Origin of the sequence: Streptomyces sp. NPDC101160 (assembly GCF_044768205.1) — a bacterium.
Taxonomy (GTDB): Bacteria; Actinomycetota; Actinomycetes; order Streptomycetales; family Streptomycetaceae; genus Streptomyces.
In genome coordinates this window covers 1-16,503 of sequence record NZ_JBIWPJ010000003.1, presented here as the reverse complement: position 1 = coordinate 16,503, position 16,503 = coordinate 1, and the positions used below count along the sequence as shown (strand labels likewise).

Sequence of the window (16,503 nt, the reverse complement as noted above, 5' to 3'; positions counted from 1 at the left end):
ACCGCTCGCGGGCCCGCGAGCGGTCCGGGTCCGGGGGCCACCCGATCCGTCCGATCCGCCGCGGCGGCCCGGCAGCGGAGCTCGCCCGAGCCCGGACCGGCCCTAGGCCGCCTCGGCCGTCGTGATGCGGGCGCAGGCGCGGACGACCTCGGCCAGGGAACGCCCCTCGGCGTGCAGGGCGCGCTGGCGGTCCGCGCCGTTGCCGCGCTCCAGGTGCGCGGCGACGCCCTGGCGGGCGCGTTCGAGGTCGCCCGAGGCCCGCAGCGCGTCCTCGGTGTGCCGGAGCAGCGCGGCGAACGCCGCCTCGGGCGAGGCGGGCCGCATCGAGACCGGGTCGATCAGCGGGCCGCGCAGCCCGGAGCGTGCGCCGCGCCAGGAGGCGAGCCGCAGCAGCACGGTGGAGACCTCGGGCGTCGGCTCGCCGTGATGCCAGTCGCGGGCGGCGGTCTCCACCAGGGCGCGGGCGAGGGTGGCGACGAGCACGGTGGTGTCGGGCTCCAGGCAGACGTCGGCGACCCTGATCTCGACGGTGGGGTAGCTGTGCGAGAGGCGGGCGTCGAAGTAGACCATGCCCGGGTCGCGCAGCACGCCCGTCGCCAGCATGTCCTCGACCCGCCGGTGGTACTGCGCCGGGCCGCCGAACGGCTCGTACGGTCCGGCCGACGGCCAGCGGTTCCACACCTGGCTGCGGTAGCTGCTGTATCCGGTGTCCAGGCCCTGCCAGAACGGCGAGTTCCCGCTGAGCGCGTTCAGGAGCGCCAGCCAGGGCCGGATCCGGTCGAGGACGCCGACTCCCTCCGCGTCGGACTCCACGGACACATGGACGTGGCAGCCGCAGGTCAGCTGCTCCCGGGAGGTGAGCGCGTACTGCTCGGTCATCCACCGGTAGCGGGGTCCCGCGTTGACCGAGGGCTCCACCGGGAGCGGCGAGGTCGCCAGAGCCGCGACGAGGGCGCCGGCCGGCTCGGCGCGGCTGCGCGCCTCGCCGCGCCACCGGACGATCTCCTCCCGCAGCTCCGCCATGTCCCGCAGCGGACGGGTGGCGAACTCCAGCTGCTCCTGGTTCAGTTCCCTGGTGAAGACGTCCGCTCCGGTGTCCCGGAGGGCGGCCGCGGCGATGACCGCGGCGGACACGGCCAGCGGTGCGCCCGTGCGCGCGTCGACCAGCAGCAGCTCCTCCTCGACTCCGGTGGTGCGCATCGCCCGTCCCGCCCTGCCTCGTCGGCCGGTCAGCCCGCGGCCAGGACGATCGCGTACACGAGGAAGAAGGCGGCGACGAGCAGCACTGTCAGCGGCACGACGGCGAGCGGACCCGTCGCCCAGCCCCGCTTCGGCGGGCGGTGCGGCCCGGTTTCCGTGCCCGTGCCGGCTTCGGCGGGCGGTGTCTCGCCCGGCGGTACGAGGCCGCCCGGTTCGAGGCCCGTGACGCGGCGCGGATCGGGGTCGGGGTTGCGCGGTGTCGTCATGACGGTCACCTCCTGCACGACCGGCCGGCGGCCTGCCGGGCGCGTACCCCGGCGCCTCCTGTCGTGCGACCAGGCGTGTGACCGGTCCGGGCGGTTTCATTCTCGCACCGGCGCCCGGACGGCGACGGCTGAGCGGTCGCGGACGGGGCACTCGCCGGGGCGCACCGGCGGCCGGACGCCGTCGGGCGGGCGTCGTACGGCGGCCGCGTACCCGATGAGGAGGAGTGCCTCATGGACGGCATCGTGCTGCTCCGCGAAGACCACAAGGCCGTGGAGAAGCTGTTCAAGGAGTTCGAGCGGGCGGGCGACGACGCGCAGGAGCGCAAGCGGAAGATCGTGGACGAGGTCATCCGCGAGCTCACCGCGCACGCCTGGATCGAGGAGCAGGTGTTCTACCCGGCGGCGCGCAAGGCGGCGCCCGACACCAAGGACCACGTCCTGGAGAGCGTCGAGGAGCACCACGCCGTGCTGTGGATGCTGTCGGAACTCGCCGGGCTCGACCCGGCCGACGAGCGCTTCGACGCCAAGATGACGGTGCTCACGGAGAACGTCCGCCACCACGTCGAGGAGGAGGAGCGCGACTGGTTCCCGGAGGTGCGCAAGGCCATGGGCCGCAAGCAGCTGGTCGCGCTGGGCGAGCGGATGGCCGAGGAGCGGCACAACGCGCCCGAGGGCCCGCTGGAGGTGCCGAGCGCGGACGCCTAGAAGCCGAACCCCAGGAGTCGCTCCTGGCGGGTCCCGGCGATCGCCGGGGCCCGCGGGGGCGGGAGGCCGTCAGGATCCGCAGAAGCTCACGGCCAGGAGCCAGCGCCCGGCCGGTGCCCGGGCCCCCGGATGCAACACCACCGGCCCCGCGTCCTCGGCCGCCGCGGTGGCGCCGCCGGGCGGCGCGATCCGGAGGGCCCGGCGTGGACGCCGAGTCCCTGGACCTGGACGTCGAGAAGGACGTGCTGACCGTCCGGGCCGAGCGGAAGCCGGAGATCAAGGAAGGCGCGGAAACGGTGATCTCCGAGCGACCCACCGGCACGTTCAGTCGCCGGCTGTTCCTCGGGGAGACGCTGGACACGGAGAACATCGAGGCGACGTACGACGCCGGTGTGCTCAGCCGGTCGCCGCCGCGCCGGCGCGCTCCACGGGCGGCCCGAACTGCTGCGGCTGGCTGTGGGCGGACGCGCCGAGCAGCGGAGCGCCATGCCGCTCGGGGCGGTGGCCGGGCGCATCGACGATGCTCTCGCGCGGCGTGTCAGCGGGGCCGGGGGCTGCCGGAATAGACCTGCGGGCGAGGATGCGGCCCACCCACCTGCGACCGCACCTCGGGCACGGGACGGCACCGGCAGGGGTGTACGGCGAGGGCACGGCCACACCGTCGAGCGAGAAGTACTCCCAGTCGCCACCTTGATCGTCCCGGTACTGCTGGACGTCGTAATCGGTGCTCCACTCGCGCCAGCAGTACCCACAGGAGAACTGGACCCGCTCGAGTGCGAGTTCGGTGATCATCTCTCTCACCTCTTTCCCCGGATCGGTCCGACACGGGCCACGACCTTCTCCCCCTTCAAGCAATTATGTCGACAAAACACGGCAAAGGTTCATGGCTGACCTCGAATGGCTCTACGGGAAGGAGGCGGGCCGGGAACAACGGCCCGGTACCTCTTGAATCTGCGCCGACGGCGGCCTATGAACGTGTTGTAGGCCTTGTAGGCCTTGTAGGCCTCTCTGGCCTCGGCCGGTTCGCAGGGAGGTGAGAAATGTGACGGCACCCAGGCGACCGGACTTTTACGCGGTGCTCGGCGTCGATCCGACCGCCTCGGTCAAGCAGATCACGAGTGCCTACCGCACGCTGGTCCGCGCTCTGCATCCGGACGCCCACCCGGAGCAGCGGGCTCAGCCGGAAGAGCTCGACGAGGTGATGACCGCCTACGCCACGCTGCGTGACGCCCGGAAACGGGCTGAGTACGACAGGCACCGCACGGCCGGGTTTCCCCACGGAGCGGCGATGCCTGCGGCCGCGGTGCCGGTGCGGCACACCGGGCGCCCTGCACGACCGTCCGCACAGGCCGCGTACGTCGTTGTTGTCGGCCCGGTGTCGACGCCGGAGCACCGTGATCCATGGCTCGAGGTGGGGCCCGTCCGCATCGGCTTCTAGCGGGCGGCGCCCCGGTCGAGGACCTACCATGATTTCCCCCTCGGAAAAGCGGCAAGGTGGCCGCGGGCAGAGGGAGGCGGGCCCCATGGACTACCTTTCTGTCTCCTCCTACCACTACGACGCCTTTCCAGTCATCGAGGTCTCGGGCGAACTCGACTTCGAGACCCGTGAGCAACTGGGAAAGCGTCTGCACAAGGTCATCAGCACCCACAACCCGGCGCATGTGATCGTCCACCTGAACGGCCTGGAATTCTGTGACGACGCCGGTCTCGCCGTACTCGTCGCCGCGAACCGTCAGGCCGGGCAGCGGTCCGGCGGGCTCCGGCTCGTGAGCCGGAAGCCCTCGTTCACGCGCCTGTTGGAGGCCAAGGGGCTGAGCGACTCGCTGCCCCTGTACAAGAGCCTCGCCCAGGCCGCCGACCAGCCCGCGGCGGAGTGATCAGGCATGCGGAGTGATCAGGCATCCCGCCCGCTCTCCTCCCGCCGGCTCACCCAGGTGCTCAGCCGCTCTTGTACATCGTCACCGAGATGGTCTGCTTCGTGCCGTCGTTGAAGTCGGTGTGGTCCCATACCGAGATGTGGGACGCGTCCTTCATCCGAAGCTGCAGCACCTCGTTGGCGTTGCTCCAGTTGTAAGAGAAGAACTGGAAGTTGGGATCGGGGCTGTCGCCCATCCTCCGGTTTCCCCAACTGCAGATGAGCGTCTTGTCGTAGTCGCAGACGGACCAGGCCCTGGCGTAAAGGTGACAGTCCTCTCCCTGCCATACGTCGATGCGCTTGAGCCTCGGGTCGGACGAGCGCCATTTTCCGTCGAACCGGTTGGCAACGCACAGGGCGGCTGCGTCTTTCGCCGAGGTGACCGTGATCACGGCCGCCAGAGAAAGCGTCAGGGCGGCCGTCACGAGCAGCGCCATGATCTGGCGCAGGGGGCGGCCGACAGCAGAGGCGTGTGACATGGCGAACCTCCCCGTGGCGAGGCAGCACGGGGCGACCGGTGATCGCACCGGACCGGATCTGCGGATGACTTCGACGGAGGCCTCGCTTCGGCGTCCGGCCGAGACCGTCGGCCCCCTCGCCCTGCTGACGCCACGTATTCAGGCGGGTGAGTGCCGTTTGTCCCCCACCTCTTCCAGACCAGCACTCCCCGATCCTGATCGCAAGTCAGGACATGCTGTCCCGTCCTTGCGTTCCACGCACCGCATTCATTGCCGCATGGAGATGGCCGGCAGCTCCCGCGACTGGCGGCAGGGCCGGAGACGCGCCTACGCGTCCGGGTTCTTGCCCGTGGCGGAGGTGGTGATGCGGTCGACCTGCATCTTCACGAAGGACGGCAGCTCGTGGTCCTTGGGCAGGTTCCGGCCGAACATCACGGCCACCACGGAGCCGACGCGCAGCTCCGCGGTCTGGTACGTCTCCCCCTGGTCCTCCTCCGCGAAGGCGTCGGTCTCGTCGGCGGCCGTGTCGATGGTCAGCCGCTTCGGCTTGGTCTTCTCGTCCTTGTGGTTCTCGGCGACCGCCGCCTTCATGGCCGCCTTGGCGTTGTCGACGGAGTCGTAGGCGAGGAGCGTGAACTGAACGTTCACCTCCTTGTCTCCGTTCGTGTTCTCGTCGGAGTGCCGGGTCGTCGCCTGAGCCGTCAGCCCGGCACAGCTCCACTGGCCCTGCGTCTCGCACTGCTCCCGGGCGGTGCTTCCGTCGAGGACGCGCGGCTCCTGGGCGAGCCAGCCCTTGGGGGCGGCAAGCTTGCTGGGGATGGCCTGGGCCACCTGGGACGGGTTGAACGGCGCGTCGGCCAGGCCGCCGCCCCCGTCCTTTCCGCCGCCGCCCTCGCCGCCGCTTCCGCCCGAACAGCCGGCCAGCGCCAGCACCAGTGTGAGTCCCGCAACCGCACCGCGCGTCTTGTGAAGCATCGCTCGCCCCGTTCGTGATCTTCCGTCAGTCGTACTTGAATATCACGGGGTTGGGGTGGTGATCACGGGGCCGCCGCTGTCGCCCTGCTGTGCGACCCGTCCGCCGTCGTTCGGGACGCCGATGCTGCCGAAGACCGTGATGCCGTCGATGACCCGGCTGGCCTCGCCGGCGGCACCGGGCTGCGCCGGCGCTCACAGATGTGCTGCCCTTCCTTGGGGTGTTGCGGTTGCCGGCAGGTGTTTTTCGAAGGGCAGCGCGCCGATGGTCTCCGGGTCTGCCTCCACGTCGAACAGCGGGGCGTAGCCGGTGGCCAGGTACAGGCCGCGGGCCTCGGGCTGGCGGGGGCCGGTGGTCAAGTAGATCCGCCGGTAGCCACGGGTACTCGCCTCGTGCTCCAGTTCGGCGACGACGCGGCGGGCGAGGCCCCGCCGCCGGTGGGCGGAGTGCGTCCAGATCCGTTTCAGTTCGGCTGTGGTCGCGTCGTAGCGGCGGAAGGCGCCGCCCGCGACCGGCTCGCCTTGTTCGAGGAGCAGGAGCAGGACGCCGCCGTGCGGGACGGTGAACTCCTCGTCGGAGTAGCGGGACATCTCGGCGTGTGCGTCCCTGCCGTAGCGCCGGGAGTACTCGTCGCCGAGTTCTCTCAGCAGAGGCCGCACTCGGGGGTCGGAGACGGGAACATGAATCACCGTCAGTTCCGGGGCGCGTGTCATCACCTCACCGCCGCGAGGGTGCCGCGCGTCGCCCGCTCGGCGTCGCGCTTGGCGACCTCCTCGCGGACGATCGGGATCACGTACCGGCCGAAGTCGACGGCGTCGCCCAGGAGGTCGTAGCCGCGGGCGGAGAGGATGTCGACGCCGAGGTCGTAGTAGTCGAGGAGCGCCTGGGCGACGGTCTCCGGTGTGCCGACCAGGGCGTTGGAGTTGCCCGCCCCGCCGGTGGCGGCCGCGGTCGGGGTCCACAGCGCGCGGTCGTAGCGCTCCCCCGCCCCGGCGATGGCGAGCAGTCGCTGCGAGCCGGCGTTCTCCGGGGCGCCGGTGCGGTGGCGCCGCTTGAGCCTTGCCGCGTCCTGCTCCCGGATGGCACCGAGGGTGCGGTGGGCCTTCTCCCAGGCCAGCTCCTCGGTCGGGGCGATGATCGGCCGGAACGCCACCTGGATGCGGGGTGCCTCGGTGCGGCCCGCCGCCTTCGCGGCGGCCTTCACGGCCTCGATCTGCTCGGCGGTCCTGGCCAGGGGTTCGCCCCACAGGCAGTAGATGTCGGCCTCGGCGCCGCCGGCGGCGTACGCGGCGGGGGACGATCCGCCGAACGACACGCCGGGGCGGGGCTGCTGGACCGGGAAGACGTCGCTGACGAAGTCGTGGAAGCGGTAGTGCTCGCCCTCGTGATCGAAGGGCTCGTGGGTGGTCCAGATCTTCTTGACGATCCGGATGTATTCGCGGGTGCGGGCGTAGCGCTCGTCCTTGGTGAGCGTGTCGCCCTCGCGGCCCTGCTCGTGGTCGCTGCCGCCGGTGATGAAGTGCACGGTCAGCCGGCCCTCGCTGATCTGGTCAAGGGTGGCGAAGGTCTTCGCGGCGAAGGTGGGGTACGAGACGTTGGGCCGGTGGGCGAGCAGGATCTGGAGGTTCTCCAGCCGGCTCGCGATGTAGGCGGCGGCCGGGGCGGGGTCGGGCGCTCCGGAGTGGTAGGCGAACAGCACCCGGTCCCAGCCGTGGTCCTCGTGCGCCCGGGCGAGTCGGAGCGTGTACTCCTTGTCGAAGGCGGCGCCGGAGCGCGGGGTGGTTTCGGAACCGTCGTTGGTGGCGGCAATGCCAAGGAACTCCACGGGCATGGGAGATGGCCTTTCCTCAAGTCCTTTGTCCGCGCCGGGGTGCGGTGGCACGAGCCGGGCACGGCGGAGCAGGGCAGCCCTCGGCGCGGCCGGTGCGACGGCGCCTGAGGGGTGGGGAATCGGAGGTGTGCAGGTGTGGCGACGCCGGGGCAGAGGCAGGGGCAGGTCGGCGTGTGCCGGGCGCGCGCCACGCAGGACGGCGTCACGGATGAAGGAACTCGTTCCGCGACGGGGTCACCGAGGGAGGGAAGGGCCGGTCAGACGGCCCGCTGCGGCGTCAGGCGCAACACGCCGCGGACCACACCCGACCGAAGTCGATGTGGTCGCGCGTGACCAGGCGCTGCTCGGCGTTCATGCGCCCAATTGAGCATGACAACGTGCTGCTCGTCAACCAGGCCCCGGACACCGGACCGGCGTTGGGCCGCTCCCGGCCCCGGCGAATGGTGGACGCCCGTCCCCTGTCGAACGGCCACCCCGCGCGAGGCGGATATGAACGGCACGCTTCGAGCGTATGTCGAGAATTCGGAATATGAGACGGGACCGTTTCTTGCATTGACGTGGCCGATTCCCGCTGCCAGCCTCGTCGGCGTGAGCCAGTCAGCGAACTCCAGCACGCGGCTGCACCTCGGTCTCCGGCCGCACTCCGGCGCACTCTGTGCGTTCTGCTGCGCCTGTTAGAGGACCGTCGGCGGCACGTCACAGGCCGCTGCCCCCGTCGTCCCCCGCCTTTCGCCGCCCATTCCGCTGTCTCTGACATTCTCCGGAATTCATTCTCCGGAATTCGGCGGCCGTCATCCCTGCCGCGAATCCGTCGCATTCCGCCACGCCGAGGACGGGTCCGTGCGCGCTCGCCACCGCCTCTCGTCCCCTCTGAACAGGACGTTCCGATGAGCACGTTGTCCCCGACGAACCGACGCCAGTTCCTCACCCTGCTCGGCCTCTCGGCCGTCGCGGTCGGCTGCGGCACGGCCGCGGGCAGCGGCGGCTCCGCCAAGGGCGCCACCAGGACACTCCGCTACCAGGGCTGGACCGGCCAGGTCACCCCCGCCGAACTCGCCGAGGACCTCGGCTATCTGGAGGACGTGAAGCTGGAATGGGTCGGCAACACCATCAGCGGCCCGCAGGACATCCAGTCGGCGGCCACCGGCCAGACCGACTTCGGCGGCGCGTTCAACGGCGCGGTGGTCAAGCTGGCCGCGAGCGGCGCGCCGATCAAGGCCGTCATCAGCTACTACGGCTCCGACAAGGACTCCTACAGCGGCTACTACGTCCTCGCCGGCAGCCCCATTCGCTCCGCCCGCGACCTCGTCGGCAAGAAGGTCGGCATGAACACCCTCGGCGCGCACTCCGAGGCCATGCTCGACATCTACCTCCAGCGGGGCGGCCTGTCCGCCGCGGACGCCGACAAGGTCGAGCCCCTCGTCGTACCTCCCGTGAACACCGAACAGTCCCTGCGGCAGAAGCAGATCGACGTCGCCGTGCTCAGCGGGGTGCTGCGGGACAAGGCCCTCGCCCACGGAGGGCTGCGGCCGCTGTTCACCGACCACCATCTCCTGGGCTCCTTCAGCGCCGGGACGTACGTCATGACCGAACGCTTCATCAAGCAGAACCCCGACACGGTACGGACCTTCGTCACCGGCGTCGGCCGGGCACTCGACTGGTCGCGCGCCACCCCGCGCCACGAGGTCGTCGCCCGGATGACGGAGATCGTCGGCAAGCGGAAGCGGAACGAGGACGTCGGCGCCCTGCGCTACTGGAAGTCGTACGGCGTGGCGGAGCCCGGCGGGCGCATCACGGACAAGGAGCTCCAGCTCTGGATCGACTGGCTGGCCGAGCGCGGGGACGTCGATCGCGGCCGGGTCCACCTCGAATCCCTCTACACCAACGACTTCAACCGCAACGGGAGGTGACCTCGTGACCACCACGCATACCGCGAAGATCGTCTTCGACCGGGTGCGCAAGGAGTTCCCCGTCAAGGGCAAGGACGGCGCACGCTCAGCCGTCACCGCGCTCGACGGTGTCGACCTGACCGTCGGCGCCGGTGAGTTCCTCGTCGTGGTGGGGCCCAGCGGCTGCGGCAAGTCGTCCCTCCTCGACCTCCTCGGTGGCCTGTCCCGGCCCACGTCGGGCCGCATCCTGCTGGACGGCTCCCCCGTGACCGGGCCGGGCGTCGACCGGGGCATCGTGTTCCAGCAGTACGCGCTGCTGCCGTGGCGCACCGCCCAGGGAAACGTCGAGTTCGGGCTTGAGGCCATCGGCGTCCCGCGACGCCAACGGGCCGCGCGGGCACGGGAGTTCCTGCACCTGGTGGGACTCGGCGGCTTCGAGGGTCGGCATCCGCACGAGCTGTCGGGCGGGATGCGGCAGCGGGTCGCCATCGCGCGCAGCCTGGCGTACGACCCGGACGTGCTGCTGATGGACGAACCGTTCGCGGCGCTGGACGCCCAGACGCGGGAGTCGCTCCAGGACGAACTGCGGCGCATCTGGCAGACCACCGGCAAGACGGTCGTCTTCATCACGCACGGCATCGACGAGGCCGTCCGCCTGGGGCAGCGGGTGGCCGTGATGACCTCCCGGCCCGGCCGGATCAAGGAGGTCGTGCCGATCGACCTGCCCGTCCCGGCGGACGGCGACGACCCGCGCTCCAGCCCGGAGTTCGCGAGGCACCGGCACCACATCTGGTCCCTGCTCCGCGACGAGGTGTCGAGGGCGCAGCAGGAGGAAAGGGAAGGAGCCACCGTATGAGTACCGTCACCACCGAGGCCGGTACCGGCCTCGCCACCCGTCCCGGGGAACCCCCGAAGACCGCCGCCGCCCCGGCACGTCCCGGGCGGTTCCTGAGGGCAGGGCGTCGGCTGGCGTACGGGCTCGTCAGGGCCGGCACCGGGTCGGCGGCCGTCGTGGCCCTGCTCCTGCTGTGGGAGACCGCACCCCGGCTCGGCATCGTCGACCGTACGTTCCTTCCCCCGTTCAGCGAGGTCGCCCGGGCGTGGTGGGAACTCGCCGCCGACGGGCAGCTCGCCGACAACGCGCGGGCCAGCCTCACCCGCTCGCTCAGCGGTTTCGGGATCGCGGTGGCGCTCGCCGTGCCCCTCGGTCTGCTGATCGGCTGGTACCGGCCGGTGGCGGATCTGCTCGGGCCGCTGCTCGAAGTCTTCCGGAACACCGCCGCCCTCGCCCTGCTGCCCGTGTTCGTGCTGCTGCTCGGCATCGGCGAGACGTCCAAGATCTCGATCGTGGTGTACGCCTGCGCCTGGCCGGTCCTGCTCAGCACCATCAGCGCCGTACGGACCGTGGACCCCACCCTGCTCCGGCTGGCCCGGTCGCTCGACCTGCCCGCCGTACGGCTGTTCCAGAAGGTCATCCTCCCGGCGTCGGTGCCGGCGGTGTTCACGGGCGTCCGGCTCGCGGGGTCCATGTCCATCCTGGTCCTGGTCGCCGCCGAGATGATCGGGGCCAAGGCGGGGCTCGGCTATCTGGTCAATGCCTCGCAGTACAACTTCGCCATCCCGCAGATGTACGCCGGGATCATCACGATCTCGGCGGTCGGCGTGGTCTTCAACCAGCTGCTCGTCGCTCTGGAGCGGCGGCTCAGCTCCTGGCGGGTCCCCGCGAACGGCTGAACCACGCCTCGCCGCCGCCCCGTTCCCTCCCCGTACCCGCTCATCCACCTAGGACATCGCCATGGCCGCACCACCGCCCCGCCGTCAGCTGCACCTGAACGCCTTCCTGATGAACGCCGGCCACCATGACGCCGCCTGGCGGCATCCTCGGACCACGCCGGAGCGCGTCACCGATCCGACGTACTTCCAGGAGCTGGCCCGGACAGCAGAGCGCGGGCTGCTCGACTCCGTGTTCCTCGCCGACGGGCTCGCCCTGTGGGGCAACGCCCGGTACAACGCACTGGGCGGCTTCGAGCCGCTGACCCTCCTGTCGGCGCTGGCCACCGCCACGCGCCACATCGGACTCGTCGCCACCGTCTCCACCACCTACAACGAACCGTTCACCACGGCCCGCGCGTTCGCCTCCCTCGACCACCTCAGCGGCGGCCGCGCGGGCTGGAACATCGTGACCTCCGGAAGCGTCGACGAGGCCCGCAACTTCGGCCGGGACGAACACCTGGAGCACGGCCTGCGCTACGAGCGGGCCCGGGAGTTCGTCGACGTCGCCATCAAGCTGTGGGACAGCTGGGCCGACGACGCCATCGTCCTCGACCGCGAGAGCGGCGTCTACGCGGACACCGACAAGGTCCGGCCCATCGACCACCGGGGGACGCACTTCCGGGTGCGCGGCCCTCTGAACGTGCCCCGCTCGCCGCAGGGGCGTCCGCTGCTGGTGCAGGCGGGCTCGTCTGAGGACGGCAAGGAGTTCGCGGCGCGGTACGCGGAGGCGGTGTTCACCGCGCAGCAGACCCTGTCCGACGCCCAGGCGTTCTACAAGGACCTCAAGAGCAGGGTGGTCCGCCAGGGGCGCGCGGAGGACGAGGTGAGGATCCTGCCCGGCATCTGCCCGGTCATCGGCTCGACGGAGGCGGAGGCCCGGGCCCTGGAGCAGGAACTCACCGACCTCCAGGTGCCCGAGTACGGCCTGGCGCAGCTCTCCGGGATGCTCGGCACCGACCTGACCGGCCACCCGTTGGACGGCCCGCTCCCCGAGCTGCCGGCCGAGCACGACATCAACGGCAACAAGAGCCGCTTCACGCTCGTCGCCGAACTCGCCCGGCGGGACGGGCTCACGCTGCGTGAGCTGATCGCCCGGCTCGGCGGCGGACGCGGCCACCGGGTCGTCGCCGGCACCGCCGAGCAGATCGCCGACCAACTCCAGGAGTGGTTCACCCAGGGCGCGGCCGACGGGTTCAACATCATGCCGCCGTACCTGCCGGGCGGGCTCGACCACTTCGTCGACCAGGTGGTCCCGATCCTCCAGGCGCGTGGCCTGTTCCGTACGGAGTACACCGGCCGCACCCTGCGCGAGCACTACGGGCTGCCGAGGCCGACGGCCTGACCGGAGACCGCTCGACCTCATCACCGACGTTCACGACCCTGATCAAGACCTTCCGAGAGGACGACCTGGCATGACCAACGCATCCCTCACATCAGGCGCGCCCACCGCGCCCACCGCGTCGACCGGACCGACCGGACCGACCGGAACCACCGGCTTCGGGATCCGCCGGATCGGCGGCCGTATCGGCGCCGAGATCCACGGCCTGGACCTGGCGGGCGATCTCACCTCGGAGACCGTCGCGGCGCTGGGCGGCGCGCTGCTGGAGCACAAGGCCCTCGTCTTCCGCGACCAGAACCTCGACGACGACGGGCAGCTCCGCTTCGCCTCCCTCTTCGGCGAGCTGACGAGTGCCCACCCCACCGTGCCGGCCGTCGACGGACGACCGCAGATCCTGCCGGTGGACGGCGACGAGGGCATCCGCGCCAACCACTGGCACACGGACGTCACCTTCGTCCGTACACCGCCCAAGGCGTCCACACTGCGCGCCCTCGTCGTACCGGCGTACGGCGGCAACACTCTGATCGCCAACGCGGCCGCCGCGTACCAGGACCTGCCGGAGCCGCTGCGTGAGCTCGCCGACCGGCTGTGGGCGGTGCACACCAACGCGTACGACTACGCCGAACCGAAGAACGAGAAGGCCGCCGAACACCGGAAGCAGTTCGTCTCACGTCGCTACCGCACCGCCCACCCGGTGGTGCGCGTCCATCCCGAGAGCGGTGAGCGGGGGCTGTTCATCGGCGGGTTCGCACAGAGCCTGGTCGGGTTCGGTCCCGCGGAGTCGCGGGCCCTGCTGGGGCTCCTCCAGTCGTACGTCACCCGGCCCGAGAACCTGGTGCGGATCTCCTGGAACGCCGGGGACCTGGTGCTGTTCGACAACCGGATCACCCAGCACTACGCCCCGGACGACTACGGCGACCAGCCGAGGCTGCTGCACCGCGTCACGGTCGCCGGGGACGCCCCCGTCGGGGTCGACGGCGCGCACAGCTACGTCGTCGAAGGCGACGACGCCGCCCATTACACGCCCGTGGCGGCCTGACCGGCCCCGCACACGCCGGCCGACGGCCCCGGCCCGCGATCCGGACCGGGGCCCCACCGTGACTGATCCCGGCAGGTCCCGCCCCGCCCCCTCGCAGTGATCAGCGTGAGGGGCGTGCGGGATAATCCCCTCATGCGGATCTCAGCCAAGGCGGACTACGCGGTACGGGCCGCCCTCCTCCTCGCCGGCACCCCCGAAGGCGGCCCCCTGAAGGCGGAGGCCATGGCCGAGGCGCAGGAGATCCCGCACAAGTTTCTCGAAGGCATCCTCAACGACATGCGCCGCGGCGGGCTGGTGGTCAGCCAGCGCGGGGCCGGCGGCGGCTACCGACTGGCCAAGGCCGCCACGGACATCTCCGTCGCCGATGTGGTGCGGGCGGTCGAGGGCCCACTCGTCTCCGTGCGCGGCGTGCGCCCGCCGGAGCTCGAATACACCGGCCCCGCAGAGGCGCTGCTGCCGCTGTGGGTCGCCCTGCGCGCGAACGTCCGTCAGATCCTGGAAGGCGTCTCACTGGCGGACATCGCCGCCGGCGAACTCCCGGGCGCCGTGCGCTCCCTGGCACAGGACCCGGCTGCCTGGACCAATCCCTGAAACGAAGCCGTCCACCGTTCGGTCACCCTCTTGCCAGGCAGGCACTCCCCGCACAGTATCCCTATTAACTCGATGGGAATACTAGGAATGTGATCTCGGGTGCGGCGCGATGAGCGACCCGGCACCCTCAAGACGCTTCGGGAGCAGGGCATATGACCACCACCGCCCACCGCCACAGCACCGCCACCCCACCGGCCCCCGGGCCGCACTCCCGCACCTCGGCCCGCCGGTGAGCACCATGCCGACGACACCGACCACAGCCCTCCCCGTGTCCACTCACGAACGGCGGCGCACGCTCCTGCGCACCGCCCGCGACGTGGCGGAGGACCTCGCCACGGACGCGATCGTCCGCGACCAGGCGGGCAGGCCGCCCGTCGACGAGGCGGCACGGCTCCGCGAGGCCGGCCTGCTCGCCGCCCTCACCCCGCCCCTGCCGGGCGGCGGGACGGACTGGCGCACCGCGTGCGCCGTCATCCGGGAGGTCGCCGCGGCGGACAGCTCCCTCGGCGAGGTCCTCGCCCGCCACTACACGCTCACCTGGAGCGGCCGCTTCTACACATGGCACCACGGTGCGTCCGACCTCGAAGAGGCGACGGTGCGCGAGCAGTGGCTGTGGGCCGGGGCCGTCCGCACCCCCGGCCCGGCACACGAGGCCGGCGGACCGGACCTCACCCTGACGCCGCTCGACACGGGCTACGTGCTGAACGGGCGCCGCCTCGTGGACACCGCAGTGACCGTCGCCGACCAGTTCCTGGTGGACGCCGTATGCGCCGTGACAGGTGACGTACTCGTCATACGGATCCCTGCCGGCGCTCCGGGAGTGATCGCCGAACCGGCCGACGACCGTCTCGGCCAGCGCGTCGCGGGCGCGGGCGCTGTCGTCATGGACGGCGTCGTCGTCACCTCCCGGCAGGTCGTGGGGCACCGGCCGCAGGACGAGGAGTCGACCGCGCCGTTCACCGCGCTCGCCGAGCCCGCACTGCGCCTCGCCCTGTGTCACGTCGGCCTGGGCATCGCCGAGGGCGCTCTCGCCGAAGCCCGCGACCTGGGCAGCAGCGCCCGCTTCGCCGGACCGGCCGGCGACGACCCCGACCTGCTCCTCACCTACGGCGAACTCGCCTCGGCGACGCAGACGGCCGCCGCCGTGGTCGAGAGGGCGACGGACGCGATGGCGCTCGCCCTGAGCACCGGAGCGGAGCTCGATCCCGAGGACCCGGCGGCCGTGGACGTCCTCGTCGCCACGGCCGAGACCGTCACGGCGCGGGCGGCCCTTCACATCACGACCCGAGTCCTGGAGCTGGGGGACGCCGTCGGCCTGGACCGCTTCTGGCGCAACGCCCGCACTCTGACAGCTCACCACCCGGCCGCCCACCGGCTTCGCGCCATCGGCGACCACTACCTCAGCGGCCAGGGCCGGGCGACCGCCCGGGCGATCACACGCCCCTGACCTGCAACGTCTCGGACAGCGAGACGAGATCGTCCATTATGCGAAATGCCTCTTGGGGCCGAAACCCGCCTCTGCCACTATGCCTATCAGCCAGGTGGGAAAACTGGGGATTCCGGAAGGTGGTAACCGTGCGCACGCTGAAGCAGGCAGGCGACTCGCTCCCCCTTCTCACTTCCCGCCGGCACGTCGACCTGGGCCTCGTGTCCAGCGCAATCTGTCCGCCCTTCTGAGGCCGCTCAGCCGACCGCTCTCCCACCCCCCAACCCGCAGAACACCGCCGCACCCTGCCCGAACCCGCGTCAACCCTTTGAGGCGCGACCCGGCGACGAAGGCCGCGAGTGGTTGCCGGGGGCATCTCGTCACGTATCTCCGCTCCTTGCCGAAACCCTTTGCCCGAAAGGACACCTCCGTGTCTGCCGCAAGACCGCTCACCTCTCTGCGCACCATCGCCGCCATAGCGACCCTTCCTTTCCTGCTCACCGCCTGCGGCTACGGCTCCCAGGCAGCCGACGACGAGCAGCCCAAGGTCGCGGCCGATGGCAAGAAGCTCTCCGCCGGCGAGGTGCGGCTCGGGTACTTCCCCAATCTGACGCATGCCACGGCGCTGGTCGGTGACAACGAGGGCATCTTCCAGAAGGAGCTGGGTGGCACGGCGCTGAAGGTGTCGACTTTCAACGCGGGCCCGTCGGAGATCGAGGCGTTGAACGCCGGTTCGATCGACATCGGCTTCATCGGTCCCTCGCCGTCCATCAACGGCTACACCAAGTCCAAGGGCAGCAACCTGCGCATCATCGCCGGCGCGGCCTCGGGCGGTGTGAAGCTGGTGGTCAATCCGGCGAAGGTCAAGACCCTGGACGATGTGAAGGGCAAGCGGATCGCCACGCCGCAGCTCGGCAACACCCAGGACGTGGCCTTCCTCAACTGGGTCGCGGACAAGGGCTGGAAGGTCGACTCGCAGTCCGGCAAGGGCGACGTCTCGGTGGTGCGCACCGACAACAAGGTGACGCCGGACGCCTACAAGTCCGGTGACATCGACGGCGCCTGGGTTCCGGAGCCGACCGCGTCGAAGCTGGTCGC

General features: G+C 71.0%; 18 protein-coding genes and 1 pseudogene. 12 read left to right on the top strand and 7 right to left on the bottom strand.

Features of this window, described 5'->3' with window-relative positions; translation table 11 throughout:
* Positions 1-102: 102 nt before the first annotated feature.
* Both ACIRSU_RS09535 and ACIRSU_RS09530 read right to left on the bottom strand, forming a co-directional pair.
* Complete coding sequence (locus tag ACIRSU_RS09535; protein WP_403790274.1) at positions 103-1,200, bottom strand: glutamate--cysteine ligase; 1,098 nt, start codon at positions 1,198-1,200, stop codon at positions 103-105.
* Positions 1,201-1,229: 29 nt separating this feature from the next.
* A complete protein-coding gene (locus tag ACIRSU_RS09530; RefSeq protein WP_403790273.1) occupies positions 1,230-1,466 on the bottom strand; it encodes a DUF6480 family protein in 237 nt (78 codons plus the stop codon).
* A 231-nt stretch (positions 1,467-1,697) separates the two neighbouring features.
* Between ACIRSU_RS09530 and ACIRSU_RS09525 the strand changes: the two genes are divergently transcribed.
* Together ACIRSU_RS09525 and ACIRSU_RS09520 are read left to right on the top strand one after the other, a co-directional pair.
* A complete protein-coding gene (locus tag ACIRSU_RS09525) occupies positions 1,698-2,171 on the top strand; it encodes a hemerythrin domain-containing protein (protein ID WP_403790271.1) in 474 nt (157 codons plus the stop codon).
* 113 nt (positions 2,172-2,284) lie between these two features.
* Positions 2,285-2,536: pseudogene (locus ACIRSU_RS09520) on the top strand (Hsp20/alpha crystallin family protein); the annotation flags it as partial.
* Positions 2,537-2,567: 31 nt separating this feature from the next.
* Here ACIRSU_RS09520 and ACIRSU_RS09515 read toward each other — a convergent pair.
* On the bottom strand, positions 2,568-2,963 hold the full coding sequence (locus tag ACIRSU_RS09515; protein ID WP_403790269.1) for a hypothetical protein: 396 nt from the start codon (positions 2,961-2,963) through the stop codon (positions 2,568-2,570).
* 250 nt (positions 2,964-3,213) lie between these two features.
* On the opposite strand from ACIRSU_RS09515, the gene ACIRSU_RS09510 reads away from it, so the two are divergent.
* Positions 3,214-3,609: a J domain-containing protein gene (locus ACIRSU_RS09510; protein ID WP_403790267.1), complete on the top strand. Its 396-nt coding sequence runs from the start codon at positions 3,214-3,216 to the stop codon at positions 3,607-3,609.
* 85 nt (positions 3,610-3,694) lie between these two features.
* A complete protein-coding gene (locus ACIRSU_RS09505) occupies positions 3,695-4,048 on the top strand; it encodes an anti-sigma factor antagonist (protein WP_403790266.1) in 354 nt (117 codons plus the stop codon).
* A 61-nt stretch (positions 4,049-4,109) separates the two neighbouring features.
* Here ACIRSU_RS09505 and ACIRSU_RS09500 read toward each other — a convergent pair whose 3' ends face one another.
* The 4 genes from ACIRSU_RS09500 to ACIRSU_RS09485 all read right to left on the bottom strand — a co-directional run bounded on the left by ACIRSU_RS09500 (position 4,110) and on the right by ACIRSU_RS09485 (position 7,348).
* On the bottom strand, positions 4,110-4,565 hold the full coding sequence (locus tag ACIRSU_RS09500) for a hypothetical protein (RefSeq protein WP_403790264.1): 456 nt from the start codon (positions 4,563-4,565) through the stop codon (positions 4,110-4,112).
* 306 nt (positions 4,566-4,871) lie between these two features.
* Complete coding sequence (locus ACIRSU_RS09495; RefSeq protein ID WP_403790262.1) at positions 4,872-5,519, bottom strand: hypothetical protein; 648 nt, start codon at positions 5,517-5,519, stop codon at positions 4,872-4,874.
* Positions 5,520-5,711: 192 nt separating this feature from the next.
* Complete coding sequence (locus tag ACIRSU_RS09490; protein WP_403790260.1) at positions 5,712-6,230, bottom strand: GNAT family N-acetyltransferase; 519 nt, start codon at positions 6,228-6,230, stop codon at positions 5,712-5,714.
* On the bottom strand, positions 6,230-7,348 hold the full coding sequence (locus ACIRSU_RS09485; RefSeq protein ID WP_403790258.1) for an LLM class flavin-dependent oxidoreductase: 1,119 nt from the start codon (positions 7,346-7,348) through the stop codon (positions 6,230-6,232). Before ACIRSU_RS09485 ends, ACIRSU_RS09490 begins: the two co-directional genes overlap by 1 nt.
* Positions 7,349-8,235: 887 nt before the next feature.
* Between ACIRSU_RS09485 and ACIRSU_RS09480 the strand changes: the two genes are divergently transcribed.
* From ACIRSU_RS09480 to ACIRSU_RS09445, 8 genes are all read left to right on the top strand, one after another.
* Positions 8,236-9,258 (top strand): ABC transporter substrate-binding protein, encoded by a 1,023-nt coding sequence (locus ACIRSU_RS09480; RefSeq protein ID WP_403790256.1) that lies wholly within the window; start codon positions 8,236-8,238, stop codon positions 9,256-9,258.
* Between the two features lie 4 nt (positions 9,259-9,262).
* Positions 9,263-10,093 carry an ABC transporter ATP-binding protein gene (locus ACIRSU_RS09475; RefSeq protein ID WP_403790254.1) on the top strand — a complete coding sequence of 277 codons (831 nt, stop codon included), beginning with the start codon at positions 9,263-9,265 and terminating at the stop codon, positions 10,091-10,093.
* On the top strand, positions 10,090-10,971 hold the full coding sequence (locus ACIRSU_RS09470) for an ABC transporter permease (protein WP_403790252.1): 882 nt from the start codon (positions 10,090-10,092) through the stop codon (positions 10,969-10,971). Before ACIRSU_RS09475 ends, ACIRSU_RS09470 begins: the two co-directional genes overlap by 4 nt.
* A gap of 61 nt (positions 10,972-11,032) precedes the next feature.
* Complete coding sequence (locus tag ACIRSU_RS09465; protein WP_403790251.1) at positions 11,033-12,352, top strand: LLM class flavin-dependent oxidoreductase; 1,320 nt, start codon at positions 11,033-11,035, stop codon at positions 12,350-12,352.
* A gap of 70 nt (positions 12,353-12,422) precedes the next feature.
* Positions 12,423-13,388: a TauD/TfdA dioxygenase family protein gene (locus ACIRSU_RS09460; RefSeq protein ID WP_403790249.1), complete on the top strand. Its 966-nt coding sequence runs from the start codon at positions 12,423-12,425 to the stop codon at positions 13,386-13,388.
* A 132-nt stretch (positions 13,389-13,520) separates the two neighbouring features.
* Complete coding sequence (locus tag ACIRSU_RS09455; RefSeq protein ID WP_403790247.1) at positions 13,521-13,979, top strand: RrF2 family transcriptional regulator; 459 nt, start codon at positions 13,521-13,523, stop codon at positions 13,977-13,979.
* Positions 13,980-14,247: 268 nt separating this feature from the next.
* Complete coding sequence (locus ACIRSU_RS09450; RefSeq protein ID WP_403790245.1) at positions 14,248-15,426, top strand: acyl-CoA dehydrogenase family protein; 1,179 nt, start codon at positions 14,248-14,250, stop codon at positions 15,424-15,426.
* A gap of 409 nt (positions 15,427-15,835) precedes the next feature.
* The coding region (locus ACIRSU_RS09445; protein WP_403790244.1) for an ABC transporter substrate-binding protein at positions 15,836-16,503 on the top strand (668 nt) is incomplete at its 3' end.

Bases quoted from the DNA above. Each gene is read 5' to 3' on its own strand.
- ACIRSU_RS09535 (WP_403790274.1), bottom strand. From the start codon at position 1,200: ATGCGCACCACCGGAGTCGAGGAGGAGCTGCTGCTGGTCGACGCGCGC.
- ACIRSU_RS09530 (WP_403790273.1), bottom strand. From the start codon at position 1,466: ATGACGACACCGCGCAACCCCGACCCCGATCCGCGCCGCGTCACGGGC.
- ACIRSU_RS09525 (WP_403790271.1), top strand. From the start codon at position 1,698: ATGGACGGCATCGTGCTGCTCCGCGAAGACCACAAGGCCGTGGAGAAG.
- ACIRSU_RS09515 (WP_403790269.1), bottom strand. From the start codon at position 2,963: ATGATCACCGAACTCGCACTCGAGCGGGTCCAGTTCTCCTGTGGGTAC.
- ACIRSU_RS09505 (WP_403790266.1), top strand. From the start codon at position 3,695: ATGGACTACCTTTCTGTCTCCTCCTACCACTACGACGCCTTTCCAGTC.
- ACIRSU_RS09500 (WP_403790264.1), bottom strand. From the start codon at position 4,565: ATGTCACACGCCTCTGCTGTCGGCCGCCCCCTGCGCCAGATCATGGCG.
- ACIRSU_RS09495 (WP_403790262.1), bottom strand. From the start codon at position 5,519: ATGCTTCACAAGACGCGCGGTGCGGTTGCGGGACTCACACTGGTGCTG.
- ACIRSU_RS09490 (WP_403790260.1), bottom strand. From the start codon at position 6,230: ATGACACGCGCCCCGGAACTGACGGTGATTCATGTTCCCGTCTCCGAC.
- ACIRSU_RS09485 (WP_403790258.1), bottom strand. From the start codon at position 7,348: ATGCCCGTGGAGTTCCTTGGCATTGCCGCCACCAACGACGGTTCCGAA.
- ACIRSU_RS09480 (WP_403790256.1), top strand. From the start codon at position 8,236: ATGAGCACGTTGTCCCCGACGAACCGACGCCAGTTCCTCACCCTGCTC.
- ACIRSU_RS09470 (WP_403790252.1), top strand. From the start codon at position 10,090: ATGAGTACCGTCACCACCGAGGCCGGTACCGGCCTCGCCACCCGTCCC.
- ACIRSU_RS09465 (WP_403790251.1), top strand. From the start codon at position 11,033: ATGGCCGCACCACCGCCCCGCCGTCAGCTGCACCTGAACGCCTTCCTG.
- ACIRSU_RS09460 (WP_403790249.1), top strand. From the start codon at position 12,423: ATGACCAACGCATCCCTCACATCAGGCGCGCCCACCGCGCCCACCGCG.
- ACIRSU_RS09455 (WP_403790247.1), top strand. From the start codon at position 13,521: ATGCGGATCTCAGCCAAGGCGGACTACGCGGTACGGGCCGCCCTCCTC.